Annotated in this window: 23 protein-coding genes and 1 tRNA gene; 18 read left to right on the top strand and 6 right to left on the bottom strand. The window is 56.5% G+C overall.

Features of this window, described 5'->3' with window-relative positions; all coding sequences use genetic code 11:
* The first annotated feature begins 392 nt into the window (after window positions 1–392).
* From GOV79_RS17165 to GOV79_RS17135, 7 genes are all read left to right on the top strand, one after another.
* Window positions 393–1,298: a LysR substrate-binding domain-containing protein gene (locus GOV79_RS17165; protein WP_170773978.1), complete on the top strand. Its 906-nt coding sequence runs from the start codon at window positions 393–395 to the stop codon at window positions 1,296–1,298.
* Between the two features lie 88 nt (window positions 1,299–1,386).
* Window positions 1,387–2,541, top strand: a complete 1,155-nt coding sequence (locus GOV79_RS17160; RefSeq protein ID WP_170773976.1) for an aromatic ring-hydroxylating oxygenase subunit alpha — start codon at window positions 1,387–1,389, stop codon at window positions 2,539–2,541.
* Window positions 2,542–2,588: 47 nt separating this feature from the next.
* Entirely contained in the window at window positions 2,589–2,834 is a 246-nt protein-coding gene (locus GOV79_RS17155) for a hypothetical protein (RefSeq protein ID WP_170790772.1), read from the top strand.
* Window positions 2,835–2,940: 106 nt separating this feature from the next.
* Window positions 2,941–5,361, top strand: a complete 2,421-nt coding sequence (locus tag GOV79_RS17150) for a GcvT family protein (RefSeq protein WP_170790770.1) — start codon at window positions 2,941–2,943, stop codon at window positions 5,359–5,361.
* A 104-nt stretch (window positions 5,362–5,465) separates the two neighbouring features.
* A complete protein-coding gene (locus GOV79_RS17145) occupies window positions 5,466–6,938 on the top strand; it encodes a flavin-containing monooxygenase (RefSeq protein ID WP_170790768.1) in 1,473 nt (490 codons plus the stop codon).
* Between the two features lies 1 nt (window position 6,939).
* Window positions 6,940–7,911, top strand: coding sequence for an alpha/beta fold hydrolase (locus GOV79_RS17140; RefSeq protein WP_170790766.1), 972 nt, complete (start codon window positions 6,940–6,942; stop codon window positions 7,909–7,911).
* Between the two features lie 84 nt (window positions 7,912–7,995).
* Window positions 7,996–8,072, top strand: a tRNA-Met gene (locus GOV79_RS17135).
* A 550-nt stretch (window positions 8,073–8,622) separates the two neighbouring features.
* On the opposite strand, the gene GOV79_RS17130 is transcribed toward GOV79_RS17135, so the two are convergent.
* From GOV79_RS17130 to GOV79_RS17110, 5 genes are all read right to left on the bottom strand, one after another.
* The gene (locus tag GOV79_RS17130; protein WP_170786845.1) at window positions 8,623–9,522 is read right to left on the bottom strand and encodes a bile acid:sodium symporter family protein; all 900 of its coding nucleotides are present in this window, start codon (window positions 9,520–9,522) and stop codon (window positions 8,623–8,625) included.
* Between the two features lie 80 nt (window positions 9,523–9,602).
* Window positions 9,603–11,525, bottom strand: coding sequence for an acyl-CoA synthetase (locus tag GOV79_RS17125; protein WP_170790764.1), 1,923 nt, complete (start codon window positions 11,523–11,525; stop codon window positions 9,603–9,605).
* Between the two features lie 48 nt (window positions 11,526–11,573).
* On the bottom strand, window positions 11,574–13,196 hold the full coding sequence (locus tag GOV79_RS17120; protein WP_170790762.1) for a GMC family oxidoreductase: 1,623 nt from the start codon (window positions 13,194–13,196) through the stop codon (window positions 11,574–11,576).
* A gap of 124 nt (window positions 13,197–13,320) precedes the next feature.
* The gene (locus tag GOV79_RS17115) at window positions 13,321–14,265 is read right to left on the bottom strand and encodes an alpha/beta hydrolase (RefSeq protein ID WP_170790760.1); all 945 of its coding nucleotides are present in this window, start codon (window positions 14,263–14,265) and stop codon (window positions 13,321–13,323) included.
* An 80-nt stretch (window positions 14,266–14,345) separates the two neighbouring features.
* On the bottom strand, window positions 14,346–15,062 hold the full coding sequence (locus tag GOV79_RS17110; protein ID WP_170786853.1) for a sterol desaturase family protein: 717 nt from the start codon (window positions 15,060–15,062) through the stop codon (window positions 14,346–14,348).
* Between the two features lie 108 nt (window positions 15,063–15,170).
* Here GOV79_RS17110 and GOV79_RS17105 point away from each other — a divergent pair, with 108 nt between their 5' ends.
* Entirely contained in the window at window positions 15,171–16,109 is a 939-nt protein-coding gene (locus GOV79_RS17105; protein WP_170790758.1) for a LysR substrate-binding domain-containing protein, read from the top strand.
* 11 nt (window positions 16,110–16,120) lie between these two features.
* Here GOV79_RS17105 and GOV79_RS17100 read toward each other — a convergent pair whose 3' ends face one another.
* Complete coding sequence (locus GOV79_RS17100) at window positions 16,121–17,164, bottom strand: AraC family transcriptional regulator (RefSeq protein WP_170790756.1); 1,044 nt, start codon at window positions 17,162–17,164, stop codon at window positions 16,121–16,123.
* A gap of 102 nt (window positions 17,165–17,266) precedes the next feature.
* On the opposite strand from GOV79_RS17100, the gene GOV79_RS17095 reads away from it, so the two are divergent.
* The 10 genes from GOV79_RS17095 to GOV79_RS17055 all read left to right on the top strand — a co-directional run bounded on the left by GOV79_RS17095 (window position 17,267) and on the right by GOV79_RS17055 (window position 24,139).
* Window positions 17,267–17,716, top strand: a complete 450-nt coding sequence (locus GOV79_RS17095; RefSeq protein ID WP_170786859.1) for a hypothetical protein — start codon at window positions 17,267–17,269, stop codon at window positions 17,714–17,716.
* 13 nt (window positions 17,717–17,729) lie between these two features.
* Window positions 17,730–18,158 carry a 4-oxalocrotonate tautomerase gene (locus GOV79_RS17090; RefSeq protein ID WP_170790754.1) on the top strand — a complete coding sequence of 143 codons (429 nt, stop codon included), beginning with the start codon at window positions 17,730–17,732 and terminating at the stop codon, window positions 18,156–18,158.
* An 18-nt stretch (window positions 18,159–18,176) separates the two neighbouring features.
* The gene (locus tag GOV79_RS17085) at window positions 18,177–19,640 is read left to right on the top strand and encodes a coniferyl aldehyde dehydrogenase (protein ID WP_170790753.1); all 1,464 of its coding nucleotides are present in this window, start codon (window positions 18,177–18,179) and stop codon (window positions 19,638–19,640) included.
* A gap of 54 nt (window positions 19,641–19,694) precedes the next feature.
* On the top strand, window positions 19,695–20,924 hold the full coding sequence (locus GOV79_RS17080; RefSeq protein WP_170790752.1) for an NADH:flavin oxidoreductase/NADH oxidase family protein: 1,230 nt from the start codon (window positions 19,695–19,697) through the stop codon (window positions 20,922–20,924).
* A 36-nt stretch (window positions 20,925–20,960) separates the two neighbouring features.
* Window positions 20,961–21,425 carry a GFA family protein gene (locus GOV79_RS17075; RefSeq protein ID WP_170790750.1) on the top strand — a complete coding sequence of 155 codons (465 nt, stop codon included), beginning with the start codon at window positions 20,961–20,963 and terminating at the stop codon, window positions 21,423–21,425.
* Window positions 21,426–21,454: 29 nt separating this feature from the next.
* Window positions 21,455–22,192: an SDR family oxidoreductase gene (locus GOV79_RS17070; protein WP_170790749.1), complete on the top strand. Its 738-nt coding sequence runs from the start codon at window positions 21,455–21,457 to the stop codon at window positions 22,190–22,192.
* 12 nt (window positions 22,193–22,204) lie between these two features.
* A complete protein-coding gene (locus GOV79_RS22275; RefSeq protein WP_214648140.1) occupies window positions 22,205–22,525 on the top strand; it encodes a thioredoxin domain-containing protein in 321 nt (106 codons plus the stop codon).
* A gap of 27 nt (window positions 22,526–22,552) precedes the next feature.
* Window positions 22,553–22,819 (top strand): DsbA family protein, encoded by a 267-nt coding sequence (locus tag GOV79_RS22270; RefSeq protein ID WP_331252706.1) that lies wholly within the window; start codon window positions 22,553–22,555, stop codon window positions 22,817–22,819.
* A gap of 159 nt (window positions 22,820–22,978) precedes the next feature.
* Window positions 22,979–23,560: an antibiotic biosynthesis monooxygenase gene (locus tag GOV79_RS17060; RefSeq protein WP_170786873.1), complete on the top strand. Its 582-nt coding sequence runs from the start codon at window positions 22,979–22,981 to the stop codon at window positions 23,558–23,560.
* A 123-nt stretch (window positions 23,561–23,683) separates the two neighbouring features.
* Window positions 23,684–24,139: an acyl-CoA thioesterase gene (locus GOV79_RS17055; protein ID WP_170790747.1), complete on the top strand. Its 456-nt coding sequence runs from the start codon at window positions 23,684–23,686 to the stop codon at window positions 24,137–24,139.
* Window positions 24,140–24,403 lie beyond the last annotated feature (264 nt).

Below are 24,403 nucleotides of genomic sequence, written 5' to 3'. Positions count from 1 at the left end.
TCTGCGTTGTGTGGAACAAGTCGCAGATCGCTATTGACCTGTGGTTTAATCTGGCAATCGGGGGTGAGGCTATGCCAATCCATCAATTTCCCTTTCGGCCATTTTCCGAATGTCAGCATTCGCTGTTGTTTTTTCGCCCGCCTGTCTGAGCCCCGTTGAAGAACACTCGAAACCGCGTGCATGACCCAATAAATTTGGTGAATGCGACTATAGCGTGCCCCGTGCGGGACATTAGACAGAACCGACATTCTTGTCGTTTTTGGCGACATCCACCGAAATCGTGACCGTAAAATTCATCTAATTGGCGAGGCAATCTGGCATTCAACCCCAAATAAACTAATACTCGATTGAAATGATCTAACGCGACCACGAAAGCTGATTCTTAAGCCAACATGTCCAGACGCCACTATAACCTTCCGCCCCTTACCACCTTATCCGCCTTCGAAGCCGCCGCACGGCATCTCAGCTTCAAAAACGCAGCTGAAGAATTGTCTGTCACCCCAGGGGCGGTCAGCCATCAGATCAAAGCGCTCGAGGGGGACTTGAACGCCGTCCTTTTCCAACGCAAGCATCGGGGTGTGGATCTGACAGAAGACGGAAAAGCCCTGTTTGAGACTCTGTCGTCGTCCTTTACCAAAATCTCCAAGACACTGGCGACAATCCGGGACCAGGCCGCAATCGGCAAGGTGACCGTTGGATCAACAACGGCCGTTGCTGCATTATGGCTTTCTCCAGCAGTGATCCGGTTTTGGCGCGAAAAGCCTGAGATAAATGTCGACCAACTATCGCAGGACCGGCCTTTTCGCGACAGGCCCGATATTGATTTCTTCATCCGTTATGGTCGTGACAGCGATCAAAGCCTCTCACACACCCCCTTGTTTCGCGACCACCTTGTGCCCGTAGCCAGCCCGGACATAGCCGAACGCCTGGTTGACGCATCACTGGAAGACCTCGCCGCCGAGCGCTTGATCCATTTGGACTCAGATGATCGCAGCTGGACCACATGGCCGGAATGGTTCCATCAAATGGGTCACAATGGTGCGATCCCAATCGACTCGCGCGTGAACAGCTACTCGGTTGCGTTGCAATTGGCCCGCAAGGGGGCTGGTCTGGCGCTGGGTTGGCGACGGCTGATCCAACCGATGCTGCAATCGGGTAAATTGGTCATCATCGGCCCTCATAGGTTGACCGCACCCAACCAATTCTACCTTGTTGGGCGCCCCGACAACGAGTTGTCAGAGAGCGCTCGCGCACTGAAGAACTGGATCTTGCAAGAGGTAGAGGACGGCTCGGTTTAGATCAGATAACTCTCTGATGAGGTTTTCTGATATTGAGACGCCCGCACGCCTTCCCCAATACGGTTAAAACCAATCTTAGGAGAGCCCGATGAACAAGCATAGCCCTCTGTCCTCCGTTCTGGCCGACGTGAATATCGCCAACGGTCTGCCGAATGAACACTATGTCGACCCTGCAATTTTTGCCGAGGAACGGAAATCGGTTCTTTATGCGAATTGGTCCGGGGTTGGCTTCGGTAAGGACGTACCCGAGGAGGGTGATGCCAAACCTGTGGACTTTCTGGGCATGCCCCTGCTGATCGTACGCGATCGCGACGGCGAAATCGGTGTATTTCAGAACACCTGCCGTCACCGCGGCATGATCCTGGTGGACACTCCTCGCAAGATCGGAGGCGCGATCCGCTGCCCCTATCACAGCTGGTGCTACAGCCTGAAGGGTGAGCTGCGCGCAACCCCTCATGTGGGCGGACCCGGTCACAACACCCATGAAGACGTTGACCGCAGTGATCTGGGACTGGTCCGCGTGCGGTCCTATGTCTGGCGCGATGTCATCTTTGTGAACGTCGACGGCAACGCCCCAGCGTTCGAAGACGCCCACGCCGCTCTTCTTGAGCGCTGGAAGGAGTTCGACCAGCCCGTGCATCACGGCGGCGAGACGTCCTCGTTCAAGCTTGAGGTCAAGACAAACTGGAAGCTGGCGGTCGAGAACTATTGCGAAAGCTATCACCTGCCGTGGGTTCATCCCGGTCTGAACAGCTATTCCCGGTTGGAAGATCATTACAACATCGAAGCGCGCGGGCACTATTCCGGTCAGGGCACTTTGGTTTATCGCCAACTTACCGATCAGGATGGGGCAACCTTCGAAGATTTTCCGGGCCTCAGCGACAAATGGGACGAGGGTGCCGAATATATCGCTCTTTATCCCAATGTTCTGCTGGGCGTGCAGCGCGACCACGCTTTTGCCATCGTGTTAGAACCTGTCGATCAGGAAAACACCGTCGAACACATTGAACTGTACTACGCAAAAAGCATTGAAGATACGCCGCAGCATGACGGGTTGCGCGCCTCGAACGCGCAGCTTTGGAAGACGGTATTCGAAGAGGATGTCTTTGTTGTAGAAGGCATGCAAAAGGGTCGCCATGGTGTTCTGTTTGACGGCGGACGGTTCTCGCCCGCGATGGACGGACCGACGCATAATTTCCACCATTGGGTCGCAACGCAGATCGAAAACGGTCGCGCGGATTGAAACTTCGGACCGGTCGGTTTTCAATGGCCGGTCCCGACGGAGGTTCGATGGACAAGTCCAAGCTGGATCACCTGCTGCTCGAGGCCCATGCTCGCGATGATCACGACGCGCTGATCCGCTATTACACCTTGGCTGCAGACGAACGCGAGGCCGCGCGGGATACCGACGCGGCCTGTTTCTATCTGACCCATGCGTTTGTTTTTGCGCTGGAATCCGGCGCTCCCGAGGCGGATACCCTGAACGCAAGACTGGTCGCCCATGGGCGCGCGCACCGGTTGGATTTTTCGGATTAGCTTCAGGTTAAACCTGCTCAACCCAGATTGAAATTATTCTCCGTTGTCCGCGCGACGTCCTTGGTGACAGAAAGCGCAAAGAACCCAACTTGGATATGGCAGGCACATGAGAACGAATGCACAGGCAGTGGTGATTGGTGGCGGGGTGATCGGGTGCTCGATCCTCTATCATCTGACCAAACTCGGATGGTCGGATGTCGTCCTGTTGGAACGGGATGAGTTGACCTCGGGCTCAACGTGGCACGCGGCGGCGAACATCCACGGGCTGCATGACAGCACAAATATCAGCCGCATTCAGCACTATACAATGAACCTTTATAACGCATTGGAAGCCGAAACGGGCCAAAGCTGCGGCGTGTTCCAGCCCGGCTCGCTGTATCTGGCGCAGACCGAAGAGCGCGAACATCAACTTCGCCTGCAGGCCGCAAAGGCCAAGCTCTATGGCATGAACTTCTATGAGATCAGCATTGAAGAGGCCCAACGCCTGAACCCGCTGGTCAATTACGATGGTATCCGCTGCGTAATGTTCGAACCTGATGGTGGCAATGTGGACCCGTCGGGCGTAACCAATGCTTATGCGGTGGGTGCGCGTCAGCGCGGTGCCGAGATCCACCGCTTTACCCCCGTCACCGCGACCGAACACCAGGAAGACGGCACCTGGATCGTGCGCACACCCAAGGGCGACATCAAAACCCCTTGGGTGGTGAATGCCGCTGGCCTGTGGGGTCGTGAGGTCGCCAAACTGGCTGAGATCGAACTGCCACTGCAACCAACCGAGCACCAGTATTTCGTCACCGAAGCTATGCCGGATGTGCAGGCGCATGGCGCCCGCCTGCCCTCGGTCTCGGACCGGGATGGCGAGTACTATTTGCGTCAGGAAGGCAACGGTTTGCTGGTCGGGGCCTATGAGAAAGACATGAAGTTCTGGGCCGAGGACGGCACGCCGCTGGACTTCGCCCATGACCTGTTCCCCGATGATCTGGAGCGGATCGAAGAGAACATGATGAACGCCATCGAGCGCCTTCCCGCCGTGGGCGAAGCCGGGATCAAGCGCGTCATCAACGGCCCGATGATCTGGTCTCCGGATTCGAATGTCTTGATGGGGCCGGTGCCCGAAGTTGATGGCTATTTCTGCTGCAACGGCATCATCCCCGGCTTTTCGCAATCCGGTGGCATGGGCCTTATGGCCGCGCAGTGGATCATCGAAGGCGAAACCCAATACGACATGTTCGCCTGGGACATGGCCCGCTTTGACACCTGGGCGACAAAGGAATTCACCAAAGCCAAGGTGCAGGACCAATACGCCCACCGCTTTGCGATTCACTTCCCGAACGAGGAGCGCGGCGCTGGCCGCCCTGCCCGCGTGCGCCCAATCTACGAAACCCAAAAGGCCATGGGTGCGGTCTTTGGCCTGAATGTCGGCTGGGAGCATCCGCTTTGGTTCGCGGATGAGTCGGGCACGGTGGATACCAACGGCTTTACCCGCCAGAACTGGTGGGCCCCTGTGGGCGAAGAATGCAAGATGCTGCGCGAGCGTGCGGGCATCATCGATATCTCGAACTTTGCCAAATACATCTGCAAAGGCCCCGGCGCGGCGGATTGGCTGAACGCAGTCTTTGCCAACACTATGCCAAAGGCGGTTGGCCGCTCTTGCCTGACACCTCTGATCTCGAAACGCGGTGGGATTGCAGGCGACTTTACTGTCACCCGCGTGGCCGAGGACGAATTCTGGATCATCGGCTCGGGTATGGCCGAGCGGTATCACAAACGCTTTTTCAAGCAGGTTCCACTGCCCGAAGGCACCACATTCGAAAGCCACACCGAAGCGATTTGCGGCTTTAACGTCGCCGGTCCGAAATCACGTGAGATCCTGCACCGCTTGACCGACACCTCGCTGGCAACCGAGGATTTCCCGTTCATGCGTTCGGCGATGATCGAGCTTGCAGGCGTCGAAGTTCTTGCCATGCGCGTGTCCTTCACCGGTGACCTGGGGTGGGAGTTGCATTGCAAGACCGAAGATCAGGCGCAGCTTTATGAGGCGCTGCTGGAAGCGGGCAAAGCCTTCGGCGCAGGTCCCGTTGGCAGCCGCGCGCTGATGTCGCTGCGGGTGGAAAAGGGCTATGGCTCGTGGAGCCGCGAATACAGCCCCGAATACTGGCCGCACGAGGTTGAGCTGGACCGTCTGTGCAAGTTCGACAAGGGTTTCCTGAACAAAGGGGCCGCGCAAAAGGTGCTTGAAAACCCCGCCCGAGAACGGCTGGTTCTTCTGCATCTGGATGAGGCCGACGTGACCGCGTCCAACGCCGACGCGACCGGCGGTGAGCCGATCTTCAAAGACGGTGAAGGCATCGGTCGTGTAACGTCCGGCACTTACGGCTACACGGTCGGAATGTCGCTGGCGCTTGGGTATGTCAAAAACGCCCAGCCCGGCGATGAGGTCGAGGTGATGGTGCTGGGTCGACCGCACAAAGCCACTATCTTGAAAGAGCCCCCGTTCGACGCAAAAGGTGAGAAACTGCGCGCCTGATCAAACCGTGATCCGCCCCTGACCTAACGAGACCCTATCCACGCGCCCCACCCTGCCTATATCCTGAAACAACCATCTGGATCGTTTTGGGAGGGGCGGGGCGCGTGGAACATAAAACCGATATGCTGATCGTCGGCGCCGGGTTCTCGGGGCTGATTATGGCGATTGAGGCCCGCAAGCGCGGGATCACCGATATCACGATCCTTGAAAAAGCGAGCGATATCGGCGGCACATGGCGGGAAAACACCTATCCCGGCGTCGCGTGCGATGTGCCTTCGCATCTTTATTCCATGGCCACGCACCTGAACCCGGACTGGAGCCGCGCCTATGCGGGTGGGGCCGAAATTCAAGCCTATTTGCGCAAGGTCGCGCAGAATGAAGGTTTGTACGACCTTTGCCAGTTCCAGCAGAAACTGAAAACCGCCCGGTGGGATGGCAGCCATTGGCGGGTTGAAACCGAAGGCGGGGACATCTGGTCCGCGCGCATTTTGGTCTCGGCCATCGGCGCGCTGCATGTGCCCAGCATCCCCGATATTCCCGGCGCAGGCAGTTTTCCTGGCCCCAGCTTTCATTCTGCCCAATGGAATCACGAAGTACCTTTGTCGGGTAAACGGATCGCGGTGATTGGTACCGGGGCCTCGGCGGTTCAATTCGTGCCGGAGATTGCGAAAATGGCCGAGCAGGTCACGATCTACCAGCGTAGCGCGCCTTATGTTCTGCCCCGACCAGACGGCCCCATCGCGCCATGGGTGCGCAGGTTGTACCAGCGCATGCCCTTGTTGCCGAAACTGCGGCGCAAGCTGATCTACATGGTGTTCGAATACCGCCACCGTGTTTTTCGCCGCGAAAAGGGAGCCGTCAATTTCGCCATGAAGATGTGGCGCACCGCGCTTGAAAAAGCCATCACCGACCCGGCCGAGCGCGAAAAGCTGACCCCCGCTTATCAAATCGGCTGCAAGCGCATCCTCAGCTCGAACGATTGGTACCCCACCCTTGCGCGCGACAACGTTACGGTGGTGCCGCATCGCGTGACCAAAATCGAGGGCGACCAGATCACCGCCGCCGATGGATCGCAGGCGCAGGCTGATATATTGATCTGGGGCACGGGGTTTCACGTCACCGATATGGTCGATTATCTGAACATCTCCGGCGCGGATGGGCTGAGCCTGCGCGACGCCTGGGGCGAGGGGATGCAGGCCAATCTGGGGACTGCGATTGCCGGATTCCCGAACTTCTTCATACTGCTTGGGCCGCATACCGGGCTGGGGCATAACTCGGTCGTTCTGATGATCGAAGCGCAAGTCCGCCATATTGGCCGCGTTCTGGACGAGATGCAGCGCGGTGGTCTGCATGCAATCACCCCTGACGCTTCCAGACAGGCCGCCTTTGAACAAGAGATGCAGGACCGACACACAGACAGTGTCTGGCAGACGGGCGGCTGCGCTTCGTGGTATCAGGATGCCGAGGGGCGCAACACAACCCTCTGGCCCGGCACCGTGTCTGAATTTGAAAAGCGTATGGCCCAATCGGGTCTGGAGCATTACCAACCCCTCAAATCCCAAAGCGGAGACCATTGAGATGACCTTTCTGATTATCGTTCTTTTCGTCGCTGTATTTTTTGGTGCGATGAACCTGTGGACCCGTAAGCTGACTCAAGACGGCGGCAGACGTGTCCCGCAACTGGGGCAGATCCAGCCTGTGCCCGGCGGCAGCATCCACTATGTCGAAAAAGGCGATCCATCCAATCAGAGCCTTGTCCTGATCCACGGCCTCACCGGGCAGCTTCAGCACTATACCTATGCCTTGGTGGATATGCTCGCGGATGACTACCATGTCATCGCTGTCGATCGGCCCGGATGCGGGTATTCAACCCGCGAGTCCGCCGATCTGGGACGCCTGCCCGAGCAGGGCCGGATGATCCAGGAGTTTCTCGATATCAAAGGCGTGTCCGACCCCGTTCTGGTCGGCCATTCGCTGGGCGGCGCAGTTTCGCTGGCGATGGCGCTGGACTATCCTGACAAGGTCAAGGCACTGGCGCTTCTGGCTCCGCTGACACAGGTGATGTCCGGCCCGCCGCCCGTGTTCAAACCGCTCGAAATTAGGACCGAATGGTTGCGCAATTTCATCGGCAATACGATTGCCGTCCCCATGGCCGCCAAGACCGCCCCTCATGCTCTCAGCGCCGTCTTCGACCCCGAACGGGCACCGGATGATTTCCTGGACCGCGCCGGCGGCGCATTGGGTCTGCGACCATCAGCCTTCATCACCGCCTCCCAGGACGTAGTTGGCATAGACGATAGCCTTGAGGCACAAGTGGCCCGCTATCCAGACCTCAAAGTACCCGGAGGCATTCTGTACGGCGCACAGGACGCCATCCTGTCCCCCACTGCCCACGGCGCGCCGATGACGCAATATGGTCTGACCAACGAACAGATCGAAGGGTTGGGCCACATGATCCTGATCACCGCGCCCGACGCATGCGCCACCTTTATCCGCAGCATCGCAGAAGGCGCTGTCAACCCGAACCAATCCGCATCCGAAACCGGTTGAGGCCCGGCACAAAAAGAATCCGGTTTCAGGGAGATTTCCCTCTTGACCCTCTCGGGCCCCTCCCTTAAATCGCCTCTCACCCATGGCGGAGTAGCTCAGTTGGTTAGAGCAGCGGAATCATAATCCGCGTGTCGGGGGTTCAAGTCCCTCCTCCGCTACCACACCCCCCACTCTAGATTCTCTGTTTGGAATGAAGGCGCTTACACGCCAATGACAGCATCGATGATGTTGGCGAACTGGACCGCGTTTCTTTTCTCTGTGACCAGGACCCGCGAAACCATTGCGTCAGGCGGAACGCGTTCTGTATTTCGCAGCGAGCGCTTTTTTGGCGTTAACCGCGATTTGTTTGCCAGTCATGTCCTTGCACCTTGCGAGTTCATTGGCGCGGTCGGCGGGCACCTGCTATGCTAGACCAGTGATCGTGCCTACCGACTCGCGTTCGACACAGCAGCAATCAATTCAGCCAACCCTACATGGTGCAATCCGCCCTGAATGACGGGACGTCCGCTGCCGAACATTTCAGTGTTTGCTGTTCTCATATCAGAACTCCCGGGCACCTCAGCCTGGCAATTACTTCTCGATCCAAGCCGCAGAAAACACTCGTTGAAAGCTCGCCCATTGGAAAGGCAGCGTCAAAAAAAACCTGCCCAAAAGGGGCAGGTTTGCGTGATCAGAATTTGCGTGTGCATACTCTGATATTTGGTCAGAGGCTTACTCTGCAGCCACGCTTTGACGTACATCTCCGCGACTTCTCCAGCGGAAGTAGAACATGAACGGCAAAACTACGAGGTACATTGTGATCGAATACAGCGCGGATGGCAGCGCCATCGGCACGTCACTCAGCGATGTGCTGGTACCGGTGATCACAATAGCCAGCGTAATGCCCAAGGGCGAGTTCTGAACGCTGGTTTCAATGCCAACCGTTTTGCCTTCGGTCTTGCTAAGGCCAAGGATTTTACCAAAGGCCAGACCAAGCAACATCAGCACCAGCGGCAGCGTCATTGTCGAATAGCCCAGCGTCGGCATGTAGGTGATGATCAGCTCGCGGTTGGCTGCGAACAGCGCCAGAATTAGAACGGCCCAAAAGATGACGGCGACGTTCTGCAGAGGGTTTTCAAGGCGACGGGCCAAACCGTTGAAGAAGTGGCGCACGATAATACCGGTCAGAACAGGCAGCGTTGTCACCAGGAAGGTAAAGATCGCGATCTCGAAGAACGAGAAGTCAGGCGCGCTTTCCCCCATGAAATACAGCACCGACCAGGTGGCCAGCGGCGGTACGGTAAGGAAGGCCATAACGCTGGTGACAGCGGTCATCGACACCGACAGGGCCAGATCGCCGCGTGAAAGCTTGGTGATCACGTTGCTGCTGACGCCGCCGGGGCAGAAGCTGAGCAACATCAGACCAGCCGCCATGACAGGCGGCAGGCTAAACGCCATGATGACGCAAAACGCCGCGATTGGCAGCAGGACGATTTGCGAAATGGCACCGATGGCGAAAGCGGTGCGGCGACGGAACACACGGCGGAAGTCGTCGATCTCCAGACCAAGCCCCAGTGAGAACATGATGAAAGCCTGCGCCGCAGGCACCACCACGTTGATTGCGAAATCCATTGTTTTCCTCCCTCTTTAGGAAAACGGGCCCGCCTGTTTCGCCTCCCACGACGCTATGACGGACCCGTTGGGTGAGTGGTTTACATATCCACGGTGAAAGTGAACTGCCCCAAAGCGAGACGCATGGCGTCTTCGCCGCTGGAAAGGGCCAGTTTTGCAACAATGCCGCGGCTCGAATCCTGCACCACCTCAAGTGATCCGATTTCGGCTGCGTGTTGACCCGCCAGTTCACGGATGGTGCGTTCGATTTCCATCATGTTCAGCGTGACCTTGTGGATTTTACCAACAGCAGTCACCGGCAGGGCGTCGAGGCTGATAAAGTCCTTCGGCACCGCCGCACGTTCCGAGACATGCTCTTGCGCAAAGGCGGCAAGATCGGACACATCCACATCGATACCCGCGGACTTCTGGAAGTACATCACTGGAACCTCTCCCACCTTGGCGTCGGGACGGCCGATTACGGCAGCCATGGCCACTGCAGGGTGCTTGTGCATCGTCTCTTCGACGATCTTGGGGTCGATATTGTGGCCGCCGCGGATGATCAGCTCTTTCTTGCGGCCGGTCATCCAGAAATACCCTTCGGCATCGCAGCGGGCCAGATCGCCGGTGTTGAACCAACGTTTGCCGTCCTGCTCCAGCCAGATGCCTTTGTTCTGGCTTTCGATCAGATAGCCGTCAAACACGTTCGGTCCGGTGATAAAGATCACCCCGGCCTCATCCACATCTGCCCAGCGAACGAATTCGTCATTGTCGTTCAGGATGCCGATCTTCATGTCCTGATAAGGGAAGCGCAGACCGATCGAGCCGATACGCGGATTGTCCGTGATGATCGGGTTCATGGACGAGGCCAGAACGCCCTCGGTCATGCCATAGGCTTCAATGATCTTGACGCCGGTTTCATTGACGAAGGTGTTGAACAATTCGACCGGCATCGGTGCGGCACCACAGGCCCCAAAGCGCAACGAACTGAGGTCTTTGTCCTTATGTGGCACTTGCAGCAGAGCGCCATAGATGGTCGGCACGCCAGAATAGGAGCTGATGCCGTAATGTTCGACCATGTCCCAGAACCCGGCGATCACACCATCGCCGCGATAGCCTGAGGGAGAGGCCAGAACGACGTGGCCGCCATGCATCCAGGGCAACAGACCTGTCACCAGCATAGCGTTGGTGTGAAACAGCGGCAGACCACACAGCGCAGCGGTGCCGGGGCCAACATTTTCGGCACCAACGTACAGGCTGGGGCACCACGAGTTATAAACCTCGCCGAAATGGGTCCGGCGCACGATCTTGGGCAGGCCGGTGGTGCCACCGGTACACAGCATGGTCGAGGTGTCATCGGGTCCGGGGCCTTCGAAATCCAGACCATCGGCATTTTCACCTGCGATCTCGTCCAGCAGACGGGTCAGGATGACATCGTCGCGGCCTTCGATGGTGGCCGAGACGGGCGGCAGCGGCAGTGTATCGGGCCACACGCCATCGCCTTTCATATAGGTGGCGAAGTTGACCAGCAGGATATGCTCCAGCGAGGGCACATCCTTGGCCGCAGCGCTGGCTTTTTCCCAGATATCGACGCCCGGTGTTTGCTCCAGCGTGATCAGAATCTTGACGCCCGCGCCTTTCAGCAGATCGGCCATCTGATCGACTTCCATCAACGGGTTGATTGCCAGAATGCCACCAGCCGCACTGCCACCCCAGATGGCGAAATGCGTCTCGGGCATGTTGGGCAGGATAAAGGCCGCCACATCGTCACGACCCAAACCCATCCGACGCAGCGCGTTGGCGGTTTGAGTGATACGCGCCAGCAGCTGCCCGTGGGTCAGCGTATAGGGCGTGCGCATCGCGGCCGCGCTCAGGAAAAAACTGAGCGCAGGCGCGTCAGGGTTGATGGCCGCCCCTTTTTGCAGCGCCTCATAGGTGGTCTGCGGCAGAGTGCGATCCTGCAGAGGTGTCTGTTCGAACGCCAGAATCTCATCCATGTTTTTCAGAACAACGTTGGTGCTCATCTTCTTTCCTCTTGTTCCTGCGCACCGCGATCGGCGCGCAGTTTTGCGTTAGCTTGCAGCCTTAATCATGTCGGCGGCTTTTTCGGCGATCATCATGGTGGGCGCATTGGTATTGCCCGAGATCAGGTTCGGCATGATCGACGCATCGACTACGCGCAGCCCCTCAAGCCCACGTACCCGCAGCTGCGGATCAACCACGGCCATGTCATCGGTGCCCATTTTGCAGGTGCCAACCGGGTGATAGATCGTGTCTGCGCGCGATCGGATGTGCTGTTCCCAATCCGCGTCTGTCTTTGCGTTTTCGGTGCCGAACATCTCTTTCTTGCGGTATTTCGCCAGCGCCGGAGCCTCAAGAATCTCGCGCGTCAGTTTCGCGCCTTTGATCATCGTTTCGAGATCACGGTCATCGGCCAAAAAGGCCGGATCAATGGCGGGCATGGCGAAAGGATCGGCGCTGTTCAGCGTGACCGAGCCCCGGCTTTCGGGGCGCAGTTTGCAGACATGGCAGCTGAAGCCGTAGCCATAGTGCAGCTTGCGCGAGTGATCATCGACCAGCGCAATTGTGAAATGAAGCTGCACGTCGGGGCGATCCAGATCAGGCGAGGTTTTCAGAAAAGCCGCGCCTTCGGCAAAGCAGGTGGCTGCCATCGACACGCCGGTTTTGCGCCAGCGGTTTATGTGACCCATCAGCTTCATGCCGCCCAAAAGGCCAATGCCGAAATTGTCGGTATCAGCCGATTTGTAGGCCAGCGTGAAGTCCATGTGATCCTGCAGGTTTTTGCCCACACCGGGAAGGTTGTGTCGCACCTCGATCCCGTGCTTTTCAAGATCTGCCGGGTCACCAATGCCGGACAGTTGCAGCAACTGAGGTGTCTTCAGCGCACCGCTGCACAGCAAGACCTCGCGCGTGGCTTTGACCTCGATATCGCGGCCCTTGCCATTTTCCTTGTAAACCACACCTGTCGCGCGTTTGCCGTCAAAGGTCAGACCTTTGGCATGCGCCTTGGTGATCACAGTCAGGTTCGGCCTGTCCATGATCGGGAACAGATAGGCCGCCGCGGCCGAGCACCGCTCGCCATTCTTGGCTTTGTCGTGGAACTGCGTGACCTGATAATAGCCAACGCCCTCATTGTCGCCGGTGTTGAAGTCCTCGCGCTCGCGAATCTGCAATTGCTTAGCGGCTTCGATAAAGTCCCGCGTCACCGGGCGAGATTCTTTCTGGTCCGAAACCTGCAGCGGACCAGCCCCACCATGCATGTCGTCGCCGCCACGCTCGTTATTTTCTGATCGTTTGAAATAGGGAAGAACACTGTCCCAATCCCAGCCTTCGCAGCCCAGATTCGCCCATTCGTCATAATCCTCGCGCTGACCGCGCACGTACAACATGGCGTTGATCGCGCTGGACCCGCCCAGAACCTTACCGCGCGGCTGATACCCCTTACGGCCATTCAGCCCCGGCTGCTCGACGGTTTCAAAAGTCCAGTTGTTGATCTTGAATGGCTTACCCGGAAGCATGGCCACAACAGCGGCCGGCATGCGAACCAATATGCTGTCTCCGTTGCCGCCGCCCGCCTCAAGCAGGCACACACTTACATTCGGATCTTCCGACAGACGGTTGGCCAGCACACACCCTGCTGATCCCCCACCAACAATCACGTAGTCAAACTGCATCGCATTCCTCCCTGTCACCAAAATGGCCAAAGGGCTCGCTTCGCAATAGCGTCGCATCGGTCAATTGTTTGACACTTTCGGCCAAAGATGCGCCCTGATGAACAATCGGCGTTTGATTTGCTGGTTATTCCGAGCAGTAGCTATCCACCATGCGAGCGAATTCAGTGGAAACCCAATCGTTGAGTTCTAGAGCTTGGGGCGTTTGCGGAGCGCTGTCTTCCATGGCGTGAAAAACACCGTGGAATGTGCGGAAAGTTACGCTGCAAGCCGCTCGCTTCATGCGATCGGCCATCTCCTCGGCTTCGGCCTGCAAGATGTCCAGATCACCCACGTAACCAAGGCTAGGTGGCAGACCGGACACATCTTTGGCGCGCGCCGGAACAGCGTAGGGCGAGATATCGTACCGCTTCTGCGTTCGTAGTTCTCGTAGCAACAAATGCCAGGCGAGCACCCCGTGTTCGCGCGTCCATGTGATCTTGTTCTTTGGCAGCTTTGTCCAGTTGGATGCGCGGTCATCGATCATTGGATAAAAAGGCATCATGAACGCGATCTTTGCGTCTCCGGAATCCCGCGCGCGCAACGCCGTCGACAGGACCAGCCCACCGCCCGAACTGTTCCCGGCCAGGATGAGGTTGCCCGCATCGCCGCCCAATTGCTCGGCATGATCACGCACCCAGAGCAGCGTGTCATAGCAATCGTCGTGCCCTGCTGGGTAAGGTGCCTCAACCGATAGCCGGAATGCCGGTGCTACGATGATGCAGGGGCGCGACGCCATCAGGCGTTGAAATAATGCATGATGGCGTTCCGGCCAGCCTTTCGCGTATCCACCACCATGGAAGAACACCACAATGGGCAGCGGACCCTTGCAATTGGTGGGCTTGTAGATACGTACACGAACTTCACCGGTTCCATCCCGGCGCGGAATCATGACCGTTTCGTTGACCGCGTTTTCAAGCTGTTTTTCCGCTGCTTTCTTTCTGCCGCGGGCTGAGATTTTGAGCCCCGTTGGACTTTTGATGAGCCACATGGCCACCCGTTGACCAAAAGGGCGCGGGTCTGATTTAGGCATAGGAGATCCTGAATTTTCAAACGCTCAGCAATACTTAGGCGACGGGCAATTCCCCGCCGCCTTAAACTGCGACTGCTCGGTTACTGAGGCTGCGGGTTCGCACCACTATCCGATGGTTTCTGCTGGTCATTTGCGTCGAAATAGAGCGTGCCGAAAATCCAATCGAACAAGGGCAGAGTGATGTTGAAGTTGCCCTCAACCATCACGTCGCGATTGTGATGCACAGTGTGAAACAAACGCAGGTACGTCCAGCCGGGGATAAGTCGGAAAATGCGTTCGGTGACCGAACCACGCTGCAGGTGGTAGCTAAAATGCAGGACTTCATACAGCAGATAGCAAGAGGTCATCGTGATGAAGAACAGATAGCCGTAGTTACCCCCAAAGAGGAAGTAGGACACCAGACCTCCGGGGATTGAAATTGCCACCGTGGTCAAAACGAGCAGATAGATCGGGAAGATCACGACGCGCCAATCCAGGACCATCTGATATTCCATGTCCGTATCCACGAAAAAGGTGTGATGGTCGCCTGTGTGACGCTGATAAAACAGCTTGAAAAGCTTTGTTTTGTGATGCCCCCAATAGTTATGAGATGCCCACTCACCCAGATTATAGGCGACATAGGTCGCGACAACGAACCAAAGTTGGTAGAGCTTAAAATCCACCAGTTTGGTCGTACCCCACCAGATCAAAGATCCTGCGCCGATCACAACGACAGACAGGTGCAGCAGACCGCTGTAGTTTGGGCTTACGCCTGCGCGGTACTTGGCTCGAAACTTCTCTCTTGCTTCATCATTCATAACTGGGTCCTCCCTAACCAAAAGTTGCCAGTCAGAATATGCAAATTTGATATAGCTTCTAATTTATATTACTTAAGGATATTATCACTCTGGGAAATAACTAAGCTAATGCTAAGAAATCACGACCTGAATCTGCTTCCAGTCTTCGATATTTTGATGCGAGAACAGCACTTGTCCAAGGCAGCAGAGCGTCTGAACATGAGTCAACCTGCTGTCAGCAACGCGCTCAAACGACTGAGACAGGGATTCGATGACGAGTTGTTTGTACGCACCGGTCGAGGTCTAAAGCCGACGCAACGCGCACTTGATCTGCATGCCAAGGTTGCCCCTGCGCTCGTACAGATCAGAAGCAGTTTCGAAGACCAGGAGTTTTCTGCAGAGACGTTTTCCCGAACCATCGATGTCTCGATGAATCATGCAGTCGAACACATCTGGGGGCCCGTATTGATGAGGGAAGCCCGAATGCAGGCGCCAAATCTAAAGTGGAGGGTACATCCAGATTACCTGGATGAAATTCCTGTGCGTCTCAAGGATGGAAGATTGGGATACGCGGTTGACTACACGCCTATGCCGGAAGACCACTTTGACTCGCTGCTGATATTGCGTGAGTCGCTTACGCTTATCAGTGCCGCCGATCATCCATGCGCAAAAACAGGAGTGTCGCTGGAAGAGTTTCAAACGCTGGCACATGTTTCGCTGGTGCGAAGGTTTGGTATTGTTCGCAGCCAGAACAGTCGACGAACTACCCCTTTGGAGTTTTTGTTGGGAAACTCGCTTCCGGCTCGCAATATCGCTCTGCAAATGTCGAGTTTTGTTTCCATCCCTGAAGTCGTTGCCGCAACCGACCTTATTGCTGTAGTCCCCACCCGTTTGGCCAGACCCTTGGTCGACGCCGGTTCGCTGGTTTCGCACAACCTTCCGTTCGACTATCCAGAAATCGAGGTGCGCCTATACTGGCACAAAAGCCGAAACACTGATCCGGGTCACGGGTGGCTTGTAGACTTACTGGCGCGATCAGCGGCAACGCTTGCAGAAACCAACAATTGACGTTGCCACTGTTAGCACGTCAGTTTGTTGTCTCCATATCGGGATGAATGTTTCAAACTGCCGGGCGAGTAGCCGTATTTTTTGGTAAAGGCTCTTACGAAGCTGGATGGCTCCGAATAGCCGGTTCTCCAAGCGACGGTTGAAACATCCAGGCCGGCCGTGCTCAGCAACTCATGCCCAATTGCCAGTTTCGCCTCTGTCTGGATCTTTCTGAAACTTGTCCCCTCCTTGGCAAGACGACGGCGCAACGTGCGTTCACTTGTCCCTAGCTTTGAAGCGATTGAAACGATTGTTGGATCGTTGTTGATTTCCAACAAAGTGGCTTCGCGGACTTGCGCCGTCATTTCCGGAATATCGGAGTTTTCCAGGTTTAGTAGGCTTCGGCATTGCCTCAGGCAATTCTCCATCGTTGCTGGGTTGTGCTGCGGCAAGGGCATATCAAGAAGCTTTTGGGGGAGGATGATCGAGTTTCTCCGACAACTCAGCGTGACGCTGATTCCAAGTTCAGTTTTTATTGCGGACGCGACCGCCGGATTATCCAGCGTGGTTTCAAAGACCACGCGCGACATAGAAAACCTGGGCAGAAACTGCGAGGTGAAGTTGCTAACAACCGTCAGGTGCCTTTCCAGCACAAAACTCTCGACTGACTTTGGCAGACCGCTGATATCCAAATTTAGGGCAGGTGGATCTTCGAGCTCGTTTAGACGCAATCGGGCGATCACGAACGACAGGTTCGCGAAATCAATAGCCGTTTTTAGTCCAGCACGAAGAGTTGGGCTGCTCAAAATAGCATATCCCCAAATGCCAAAGACTTCGGGTCTGTAGCGGCGACCAATTTCAATTCCCATTCCAGGGCGGTCAGGCGCGTACTTGATGAAATTTTCTATCGCCGCAACTTCTTGCCCAAGCGTCACAGTCGCCTCGTTCTGGTAGAGATCGAAAGTGACCAGCCCGGTATCCTCCAGGCATTGTTCGGGAGTTACACCATATTTTGCTGCTTCCTCGCACAGGATGCGGATGCTGCCCGGTGATCGTTTCAGGGACGCGTTTTGCATGTTTTGAACCTAAACACTGTGGCCGATAATGTCAAAAAGATGTCCGCTGCCATCATCGAAAATTGATCCCCAAAAACCGAAATTACCGGGCAGGAGGATGTTATGCGATCACTCATTGCCATTCAGGAAGGTCAGATCTCACTCGAGCAGATCAAAGCGCTCGAGGAAGTCGTGCGCAAGCTTTATGTCGAGCACGTATGCGACGACAAACTGACGATCATCTGGAACGTCGCTGCCAAACAGCACACGATCACAGATCGCCGTTGGTCACGCTCGTCGACTGTCTCGATGGAAGTGCCGGACGGGTTTGAAACGCAACGCCGCGAAGCCTTCATGCTGGAGGTCGATAGATGCTGGCGCAAAATCACCGGTCAGCACCCGGATCAGGTGTCTGTGGGTGCATTCGACCAGTCCCGTTATGGCGACATTCTGAAAGGCAACCTGACACGCTTGTCGCCTTGGGGACGCTTTACCTATCTGTTCAAGCTGTTTTCGCGCGCGATGATCTCAAAAATGCGCCACGGCGTGCTGATCACGCAGTTCAATCAATAGGAGAGGAATTGATATGCCGCTCTATACTCTTGCATCCAAGAAACCTTTCCCCGAGCAGATCCGATTTGACATCGCGCAGGTCATCACCGATGTGCATTGCGGCCTAACTGGCGCGCCGTCCGAGTTCGTGAACGTCGTTTTCATGACCGGCTACAGCATGCGACGCGGAACTGTTTTGGGCGTGAACGGCAACGTCCGCATGGGCGGTGACCGGACCGCTGGTCTCTATGAAAAACTGAACGAGCAGATGCACACGCGTATCTCCGAGGCGGCCCAGCTGGAAAAAAGCAAGGTGCTGGTCACGCTGATCGGCATCGAATCTAACTGGGTGGTCGAAGGCGGTATGGTTCTGCCCTTCCCAGGCGACGAAGCCGACTGGCTTGAGCGCAAGAACGCCACCCATGCCGCAATGGGGATTGGCCCCGTAACTGATTACATTTAAATTCAGGAGGGTTTAACAATGTCCGCACCGCACCTGACTCCCGTTAAATCGGAAACGCCTGATCTCGAGGCTCTGCTTCTGGCTCAGAAAAAGGCCTATCTGGCCGATCCCATGCCCGACCGGGCGGCTCGGGTGCGGCGTCTGGACAAGCTGCACAACGCGCTGATCGACAACAAGGCGCGCATCATCGCGGCGGTCAGCAAGGATTTCTCGAACCGCTCGGCGGCTGAAACCGAACTGGCCGAGATCATGCCGCTGCTGGACGGTATCGCCTTTTACCGCAAGCGCCTGCGCAAGTTCATGAAACCGCAGCGCCGCCACGCGCCGCTGACCCTGATGCCTGCCAGCATTCAGGTGCAATATCAGCCCGTGGGCGTGGTTGGGATCGTGGTGCCGTGGAACTTCCCGATCTTCCTGGCCCTGTCGCCGCTGGTAGGCGCCCTGGCCGCGGGCAACCGCGCGATGCTGAAATCGTCGGAATTCGCACCGGCCTCGGGCGATCTGCTGAAAGAAATCATCGCCGATATCTTCTCTGAGGACGAAGTAACCGTTGTCGCCGGTGGTGTCGAGGTCGCGACTGAGTTCACCAAGTTGCCGTTCGACCATCTGGTGTTCACCGGTTCGACTCAGGTCGGCAAGATCGTGATGAAGGCCGCTGCCGACAACCTGACGCCGGTTACGCTGGAGCTGGGTGGCAAATCGCCGGTCATCATCCACAAGGACTTCCCGATTGATGAAGCCGCCAGCCGGATTGCATTCGGCAAAGGCATCAATGCCGGTCAGGTCTGCGTGTCGCCCGATTACATCCTGTGCCCGCGCGACAAGGTGAACGCCTTTTGCACAGCCTTTGCGGATTCGATGAGCAAAGCCTACCCGGCCCTGCGCGACAATCAGGACTATACGGCGATCATCACCGACCGTCAGAAAACCCGCCTTGAAGGCTATCTGAAAGACGCCGAGGCAAAAGGTGCCGAGCTGATCACCATCAACCCCAAGGGTGAGCATTTCAACGACACGCGCAAGATGCCGATGACCCTGATCCTGGGCGCGACCGAAGAGATGCTGGTGCTGCGCGAAGAGATATTTGGCCCGATCCTGCCGGTGATCCCCTACGACTCGATTGATGAAGCTGTGGCTTACGTCAATGACCGCCCGCGTCCGCTGGCCTTCTACTACTTCGATTGGGATAAGAGCCGCGCCAATGACATTCTGGCCCGCACCCATGCGGGTGGTGCCTGCATCAACGACACCATGTCTCATGTGATGGCCGATGACATCCCGTTCGGCGGCATCGGTCCGTCGGGCATGGGTCACTATCACGGTGAAGAAGGCTTCCGCAATTTCTCGAAAGCAAAGGGCGTGGTCCGCAAAGGCCGCATCAACGCTACCGCTTTTGTTGCCCCGCCCTGGGACAACTTCATGTTCAACAGCCTGAAAAAGCTTCAGGCGATGCGCTTCCGGCGCCGCAATATTCAGGAGTAAAGACCAATGGTTGCTGCTCAGAAAATCGAAACGACGAATCAAGGAAACACAGAAATGGCAACGCTTGGGGATTCCCTGACGCTGAAATCGGGAACGGTTCTGCGCAACCGGATCTGCAAAGCTTCGATGAACGAAGCTCTGGCCACTCCGGACGGTAAAGTCACACCTGCTCACGTCTCGCTGTACGAGGCATGGGCCCATAGCGGCGCGAGCCTGCTGATCACCGGCAACATGATGGTTGACGGCAAGCACATGAACGAACCGCTGGTCGTGGATGCGCTGCTGGACAGCAACATGGACCTGCTGCGCAAATGGGCGGCCACCGGCAAGGCGACCAACACCCATATCTGGCCGCAGCTGAACCACCCGGGCAAGCAGTCGCCCAAAATGGTCAACGACGCACCGGTTGCACCTTCGGTCGTGCCAATCCCGAATGAGATGTTCGCCCCCCCGCGCGAGCTGTCCGATTCCGAGATCGAGGACATCATCGACCGGTTCGCCGAAGCCGCCGCCCGTCTGGAAGAGGCAGGTTTCACCGGCGTTCAGCTGCACGGCGCGCATGGCTATCTGATCGGCCAGTTCCTGTCGCCGCATCACAACCGCCGCGAAGACAAATGGGGCGGCAGTTTTGACAACCGCTTCCGCTTTGTCGAAGAGGTCTACAAACGCGTCCGCGCCCGTACCGGCCCCGGTTTCAACGTTGGCATCAAGATCAACTCGTCCGACTTCCAAAAGGGCGGTTTCACCGAGGAAGACTCGATCGAAGTGGCCAAGCGTCTGGACGGTCTGGGCATCGACCTGATCGAAATCTCGGGCGGCAGCTGGGAAAACCCGGTTAACCGCAAGGGCAAGCAGGAAGTCAAAAAGGAGAGCACCCTCAAGCGCGAGGCATATTTCCTGGAATATGCCGAAAAGGTCAAAAGCCAGATCTCGACCCCTCTGGTCGTGACCGGCGGTTTCCGCTCGTCCGAGGGCATGAGCGAAGCTCTGGCAACCGGCGCTCTGGATATGGCCGGTGTGGCCCGTCCCTTCGCCGTCGATCCCAAGTTCGGCACTCATGTTCTGCAGAACCCCAAGCACGTATCGCATGTTGCGCCCATCCGTTCGGGTCTGAAGAAGATCGACGCAATGGCGATCATGGAGATCAGCTGGTACACCATGCAGATCGAACGCATCTCGCAAGGTAAGAAGGTGCAGACCAAAGCGGACGGTGTCTGGCCGGCGCTGCGCGTGATGTACCGGTTCTGGAAAAACGGCAAAGCGGTCAAAAAGGTCCGCGCCTGATCTCACGGAACCCTGCCCGCAACAAGGAAGAGTTAGATGACGCATTCCAACGGCACCTGTAGCTGCGGGCAGGTTCACTTCAAAACACAAGGTCGCCCGCTGTTTAGGGCGATCTGTCACTGCACCATTTGCCAGCGGTTCAACGATGCCGAATATGGCGATATCCTGCTGTTTCGTGCTGCGGACGTGGACCAGGCCGGGTGTGGTGAAATTGTATACGAAAGCCTGAAGCAGCCGCCTTTGCTGGCGCGTGGCAGATGCACAGCATGCGGCAACCCGGCACTGGAAAAATTGAACGTGCCGCTGTTTCCAAAACTGATTTTGGTGCCCTCGGCCCGGATCGTCGAACAGGCAGACCTACCTTCACCCGATTTCCACATCTTTTACAATCACCGGGTCCGTGAAGCGCAGGACGATCTGCCGAAATCCAGCGGCTATCTGCCCAGCCAGGCTCGATTTACGATCCATCTGCTGCGCGGTTTGTTTCGCGGTCACGGCTGACCGGATGTTGAGCTACTGAGGAGAACGAGATGCAGAACCCCAATGGTGCATGTTTGATAATCGGAGCTGGCGATGACACAGGCTCTGCTATCGCCCGGGCATTTGCCCGCGAGGGGTTAACCGCTTGTGTCGTTCGCCGCGACCGCCATGCCCATGCTCTTGAGGCGCTGGCGGAATCAATCCGCGACGAGGGTCATCAGGCCCGCGCCTATCCCGCTGATGCACGGGATGAGACCGAGATGCACAATCTGATCGGTAAGATCGAGGAGGAGGTTGGCCCAATCGAGGTCGCCGTTTTCAACATCGGGGCCAATGTGCGTTTTGGCATCACCGAGACCACCCCGCGCGTCTATCGCAAGGTCTGGGAGATGGCCGCTTTCGCCGGGTTCTTGATGGGTCACGAGGTCGCCGCCCGGATGCTACCGCGCGAACGCGGGACGATCATTTTCACCGGAGCATCGGCCAGTATGCGTGGCAATGCCGGGTTCTCGGCCTTTTCGGGCGCGAAACACGCGCTGAGGGCGCTGGCGCAGTCCATGGCGCGCGAGTTGGGGCCAAAAAACATCCACGTCGCCCATACGGTGATCGACGGGGCCATCGACAGCAATTTTATCCGTGAACATTTCCCGGATGTGGACCAGATGCGCGAGGAAGACCGTATTCTGAACCCCGAGCATATCGCGCAGAATTATGTGATGCTGCACAAACAACCCCGTACGGCCTGGACGCATGAGATGGACCTGCGTCCCTGGAAAGAAACCTGGTAACTGGAGCGAACCATGACAGCTCAGGTAGACTTCATCTACGATTTCGGCAGCCCTAACGCCTATCTGGCCCATTGCCTGGTCAATGACATCAAGACCCGAACCGGCGCGTCGTTCAACTACATTCCTTGTCTTTTGGGCGGGATATTCAAAGCGAAAGGCAATCAGTCTCCGTTTCTCATGTTCCGGGACGTCAAAGGTAAGCTGGATTACGACCGCGTGGAGTTCGAACGGTTTATTCGCCGGCATAAGCTGTCGAAGTTCCGAATGAACCCCCATTTCCCGGTTAACACGTTGCTTATGATGCGGGCGGCGGCAGCCGCTGAGGTTGACTGATTTCAAGGCAGCTACATCACGGCAGGGATGGTCGCAATGTGGGAAAAGGGGCTCAAAATGGATGATCCGGACGTGTTTGTCTCGGCGATGAACGATGCAGGACTCGACGGTCAAAATCTGTTGGAGCGTGCCAATGAAGATGCGGTCAAAGAGCGCTTGAAAAACAACACCAGCGCAGCTGTCGAGCGTGGTGTCTTCGGCATCCCCACCTTCTTTGTCGGAGAAGAAATGTTTTTCGGCAAGGACCGGTTGGATCTCGTGGAACGAGAGCTTGAAAGCATCTCGAGCTCTTGAAAACCAAGACATCAGGGATCTTCAGCGATGCGTGGGTCCACTTTGCAATTACACAGATTGATGTTGGTTTAGGAAAACCGCAGAGGCGCTGCGTTTCGGCTGATCAAAGGTCGTTCACGCGCCTCATAGCAGGAAACTTGGCTCACAATGACTGATCACATGACACATCACCGAGACACGGACAACAACCCCGTAACGATCTCTGTTTCACGTCGCGTCGTGCCGGGGCGCGAGGCCGAATTCGAGGATTGGATCCGAGGCATAGCCGAGGCTGCATCGCATTTCGAGGGGCAACAAGGTTTAAGCATTTTGCGCCCTTCCGAAAAGACTGGCGGACGCTACGTCATGATTTATCGTTTCGATAATTACGAACATGCTGCCGCCTGGGAAACCTCGCCCGAGCGATCCGAGTGGATTGCCAAGCTGGAAGGGATATCCGATGGCGATGCAGATCGCAAAAGCGAGACCGGTCTCGAAGTGTGGTTCGATATGCCCGAGATCCCTGCAGCCGTTCCACCACCACGCCATAAAATGGCTGTTGTATTGATCGTTGTGATCTTTGCCCTTGTCTTTGCGCTTCAGGTTTTCCTCGTTCCTTTCATGACTGGTTGGCCACGTTGGGCACAGACGCTCAGCATCGTCACAATTCAGGTTGTGTCGATGACATATCTGATAATGCCAATCATAACTCTGCTGCTAAAGCCGTGGTTGTTTCGCAACCAAACTCAGGCAATCAAATAGATGTCTTGCCGTTCTTTGAAGGGATCAATGGACAATAGGGCATTCCTTATGGTTGTCAGAGTAGGCTCGTCAAAGGCCTCTTCACGTTCTCCATTTTAGACTCACAACGGTGTATTTCGCGCAATGAACGAAGACATATCCTCACTTGCAGATTATCCAAACTCCTTCTGGAAACGGTTCAAGGTCACGGCGGGCGATCTGGACGGCTTCCACCACGTAAACAACGCTGTCTATTTGAAATGGATGGATGCTACCGTTTGGGAACATACGCGGCATGTCGGTTTGACCGAGCAAGCCTGCCTTGACCTGAATCGCGGTATGGCCGCAGTGCGCCACGAGATCGATTATCTGTCCTCCGCTTTTTTGGATGATGAGATCGTCGTGTACAACTGGCTCTCGGTGAATGATGAGCGTTTGCGTTGCAGTCGCCTGTTTCAGATGATCCGATTGGGTGACAGCAAAACGATATTGCGCGCCAGATCAGACTATGTGTGTACCAATCTGACAACTGGACGTCCGACACGTATGCCGAATGAATTCAAGACCGGATATAAAGTCACAATCCCTCGAAGCGGCTGACAGCGATCCGCTGCAAACATTGCGCAGGATCACCCAAAACCCCTTGAAAGTTTGATTTCGCAATGCGGAATATAGTTGTCCGCTTTTGGGGATTGGGTAGCGTTTGGGTGACAAATCCCGTGTGGTTGGGTGTGGCGCTTTGTGGTAGTTTGCCCGCCAGAAACTCACCGTCGCCAATAAGTTGACGATATCGGATGTAGCGGCCTGCGAACTCTCGGACCGTACCAGAACTCGGTCATGATCCGCACAACGGGGTTCAAGCCC

This window comes from Ruegeria lacuscaerulensis, assembly GCF_013034745.1.
Lineage (GTDB): Bacteria > Pseudomonadota > Alphaproteobacteria > Rhodobacterales > Rhodobacteraceae > Ruegeria > Ruegeria lacuscaerulensis_B.
This window is presented reverse-complemented; position numbering and strand designations above follow the sequence as displayed.

Excerpts from the sequence above, each read along its gene's own strand:
- GOV79_RS17165 (WP_170773978.1), top strand. The coding sequence starts at position 393 with ATGTCCAGACGCCACTATAACCTTCCGCCCCTTACCACCTTATCCGCC.
- GOV79_RS17160 (WP_170773976.1), top strand. The coding sequence starts at position 1,387 with ATGAACAAGCATAGCCCTCTGTCCTCCGTTCTGGCCGACGTGAATATC.
- GOV79_RS17155 (WP_170790772.1), top strand. The coding sequence starts at position 2,589 with ATGGACAAGTCCAAGCTGGATCACCTGCTGCTCGAGGCCCATGCTCGC.
- GOV79_RS17150 (WP_170790770.1), top strand. The coding sequence starts at position 2,941 with ATGAGAACGAATGCACAGGCAGTGGTGATTGGTGGCGGGGTGATCGGG.
- GOV79_RS17140 (WP_170790766.1), top strand. The coding sequence starts at position 6,940 with ATGACCTTTCTGATTATCGTTCTTTTCGTCGCTGTATTTTTTGGTGCG.
- GOV79_RS17130 (WP_170786845.1), bottom strand. The coding sequence starts at position 9,522 with ATGGATTTCGCAATCAACGTGGTGGTGCCTGCGGCGCAGGCTTTCATC.
- GOV79_RS17125 (WP_170790764.1), bottom strand. The coding sequence starts at position 11,525 with ATGAGCACCAACGTTGTTCTGAAAAACATGGATGAGATTCTGGCGTTC.
- GOV79_RS17120 (WP_170790762.1), bottom strand. The coding sequence starts at position 13,196 with ATGCAGTTTGACTACGTGATTGTTGGTGGGGGATCAGCAGGGTGTGTG.
- GOV79_RS17115 (WP_170790760.1), bottom strand. The coding sequence starts at position 14,265 with ATGCCTAAATCAGACCCGCGCCCTTTTGGTCAACGGGTGGCCATGTGG.
- GOV79_RS17110 (WP_170786853.1), bottom strand. The coding sequence starts at position 15,062 with ATGAATGATGAAGCAAGAGAGAAGTTTCGAGCCAAGTACCGCGCAGGC.
- GOV79_RS17105 (WP_170790758.1), top strand. The coding sequence starts at position 15,171 with ATGCTAAGAAATCACGACCTGAATCTGCTTCCAGTCTTCGATATTTTG.
- GOV79_RS17100 (WP_170790756.1), bottom strand. The coding sequence starts at position 17,164 with ATGCAAAACGCGTCCCTGAAACGATCACCGGGCAGCATCCGCATCCTG.
- GOV79_RS17095 (WP_170786859.1), top strand. The coding sequence starts at position 17,267 with ATGCGATCACTCATTGCCATTCAGGAAGGTCAGATCTCACTCGAGCAG.
- GOV79_RS17090 (WP_170790754.1), top strand. The coding sequence starts at position 17,730 with ATGCCGCTCTATACTCTTGCATCCAAGAAACCTTTCCCCGAGCAGATC.
- GOV79_RS17085 (WP_170790753.1), top strand. The coding sequence starts at position 18,177 with ATGTCCGCACCGCACCTGACTCCCGTTAAATCGGAAACGCCTGATCTC.
- GOV79_RS17080 (WP_170790752.1), top strand. The coding sequence starts at position 19,695 with ATGGCAACGCTTGGGGATTCCCTGACGCTGAAATCGGGAACGGTTCTG.
- GOV79_RS17075 (WP_170790750.1), top strand. The coding sequence starts at position 20,961 with ATGACGCATTCCAACGGCACCTGTAGCTGCGGGCAGGTTCACTTCAAA.
- GOV79_RS17070 (WP_170790749.1), top strand. The coding sequence starts at position 21,455 with ATGCAGAACCCCAATGGTGCATGTTTGATAATCGGAGCTGGCGATGAC.
- GOV79_RS22275 (WP_214648140.1), top strand. The coding sequence starts at position 22,205 with ATGACAGCTCAGGTAGACTTCATCTACGATTTCGGCAGCCCTAACGCC.
- GOV79_RS22270 (WP_331252706.1), top strand. The coding sequence starts at position 22,553 with ATGGTCGCAATGTGGGAAAAGGGGCTCAAAATGGATGATCCGGACGTG.
- GOV79_RS17060 (WP_170786873.1), top strand. The coding sequence starts at position 22,979 with ATGACACATCACCGAGACACGGACAACAACCCCGTAACGATCTCTGTT.
- GOV79_RS17055 (WP_170790747.1), top strand. The coding sequence starts at position 23,684 with ATGAACGAAGACATATCCTCACTTGCAGATTATCCAAACTCCTTCTGG.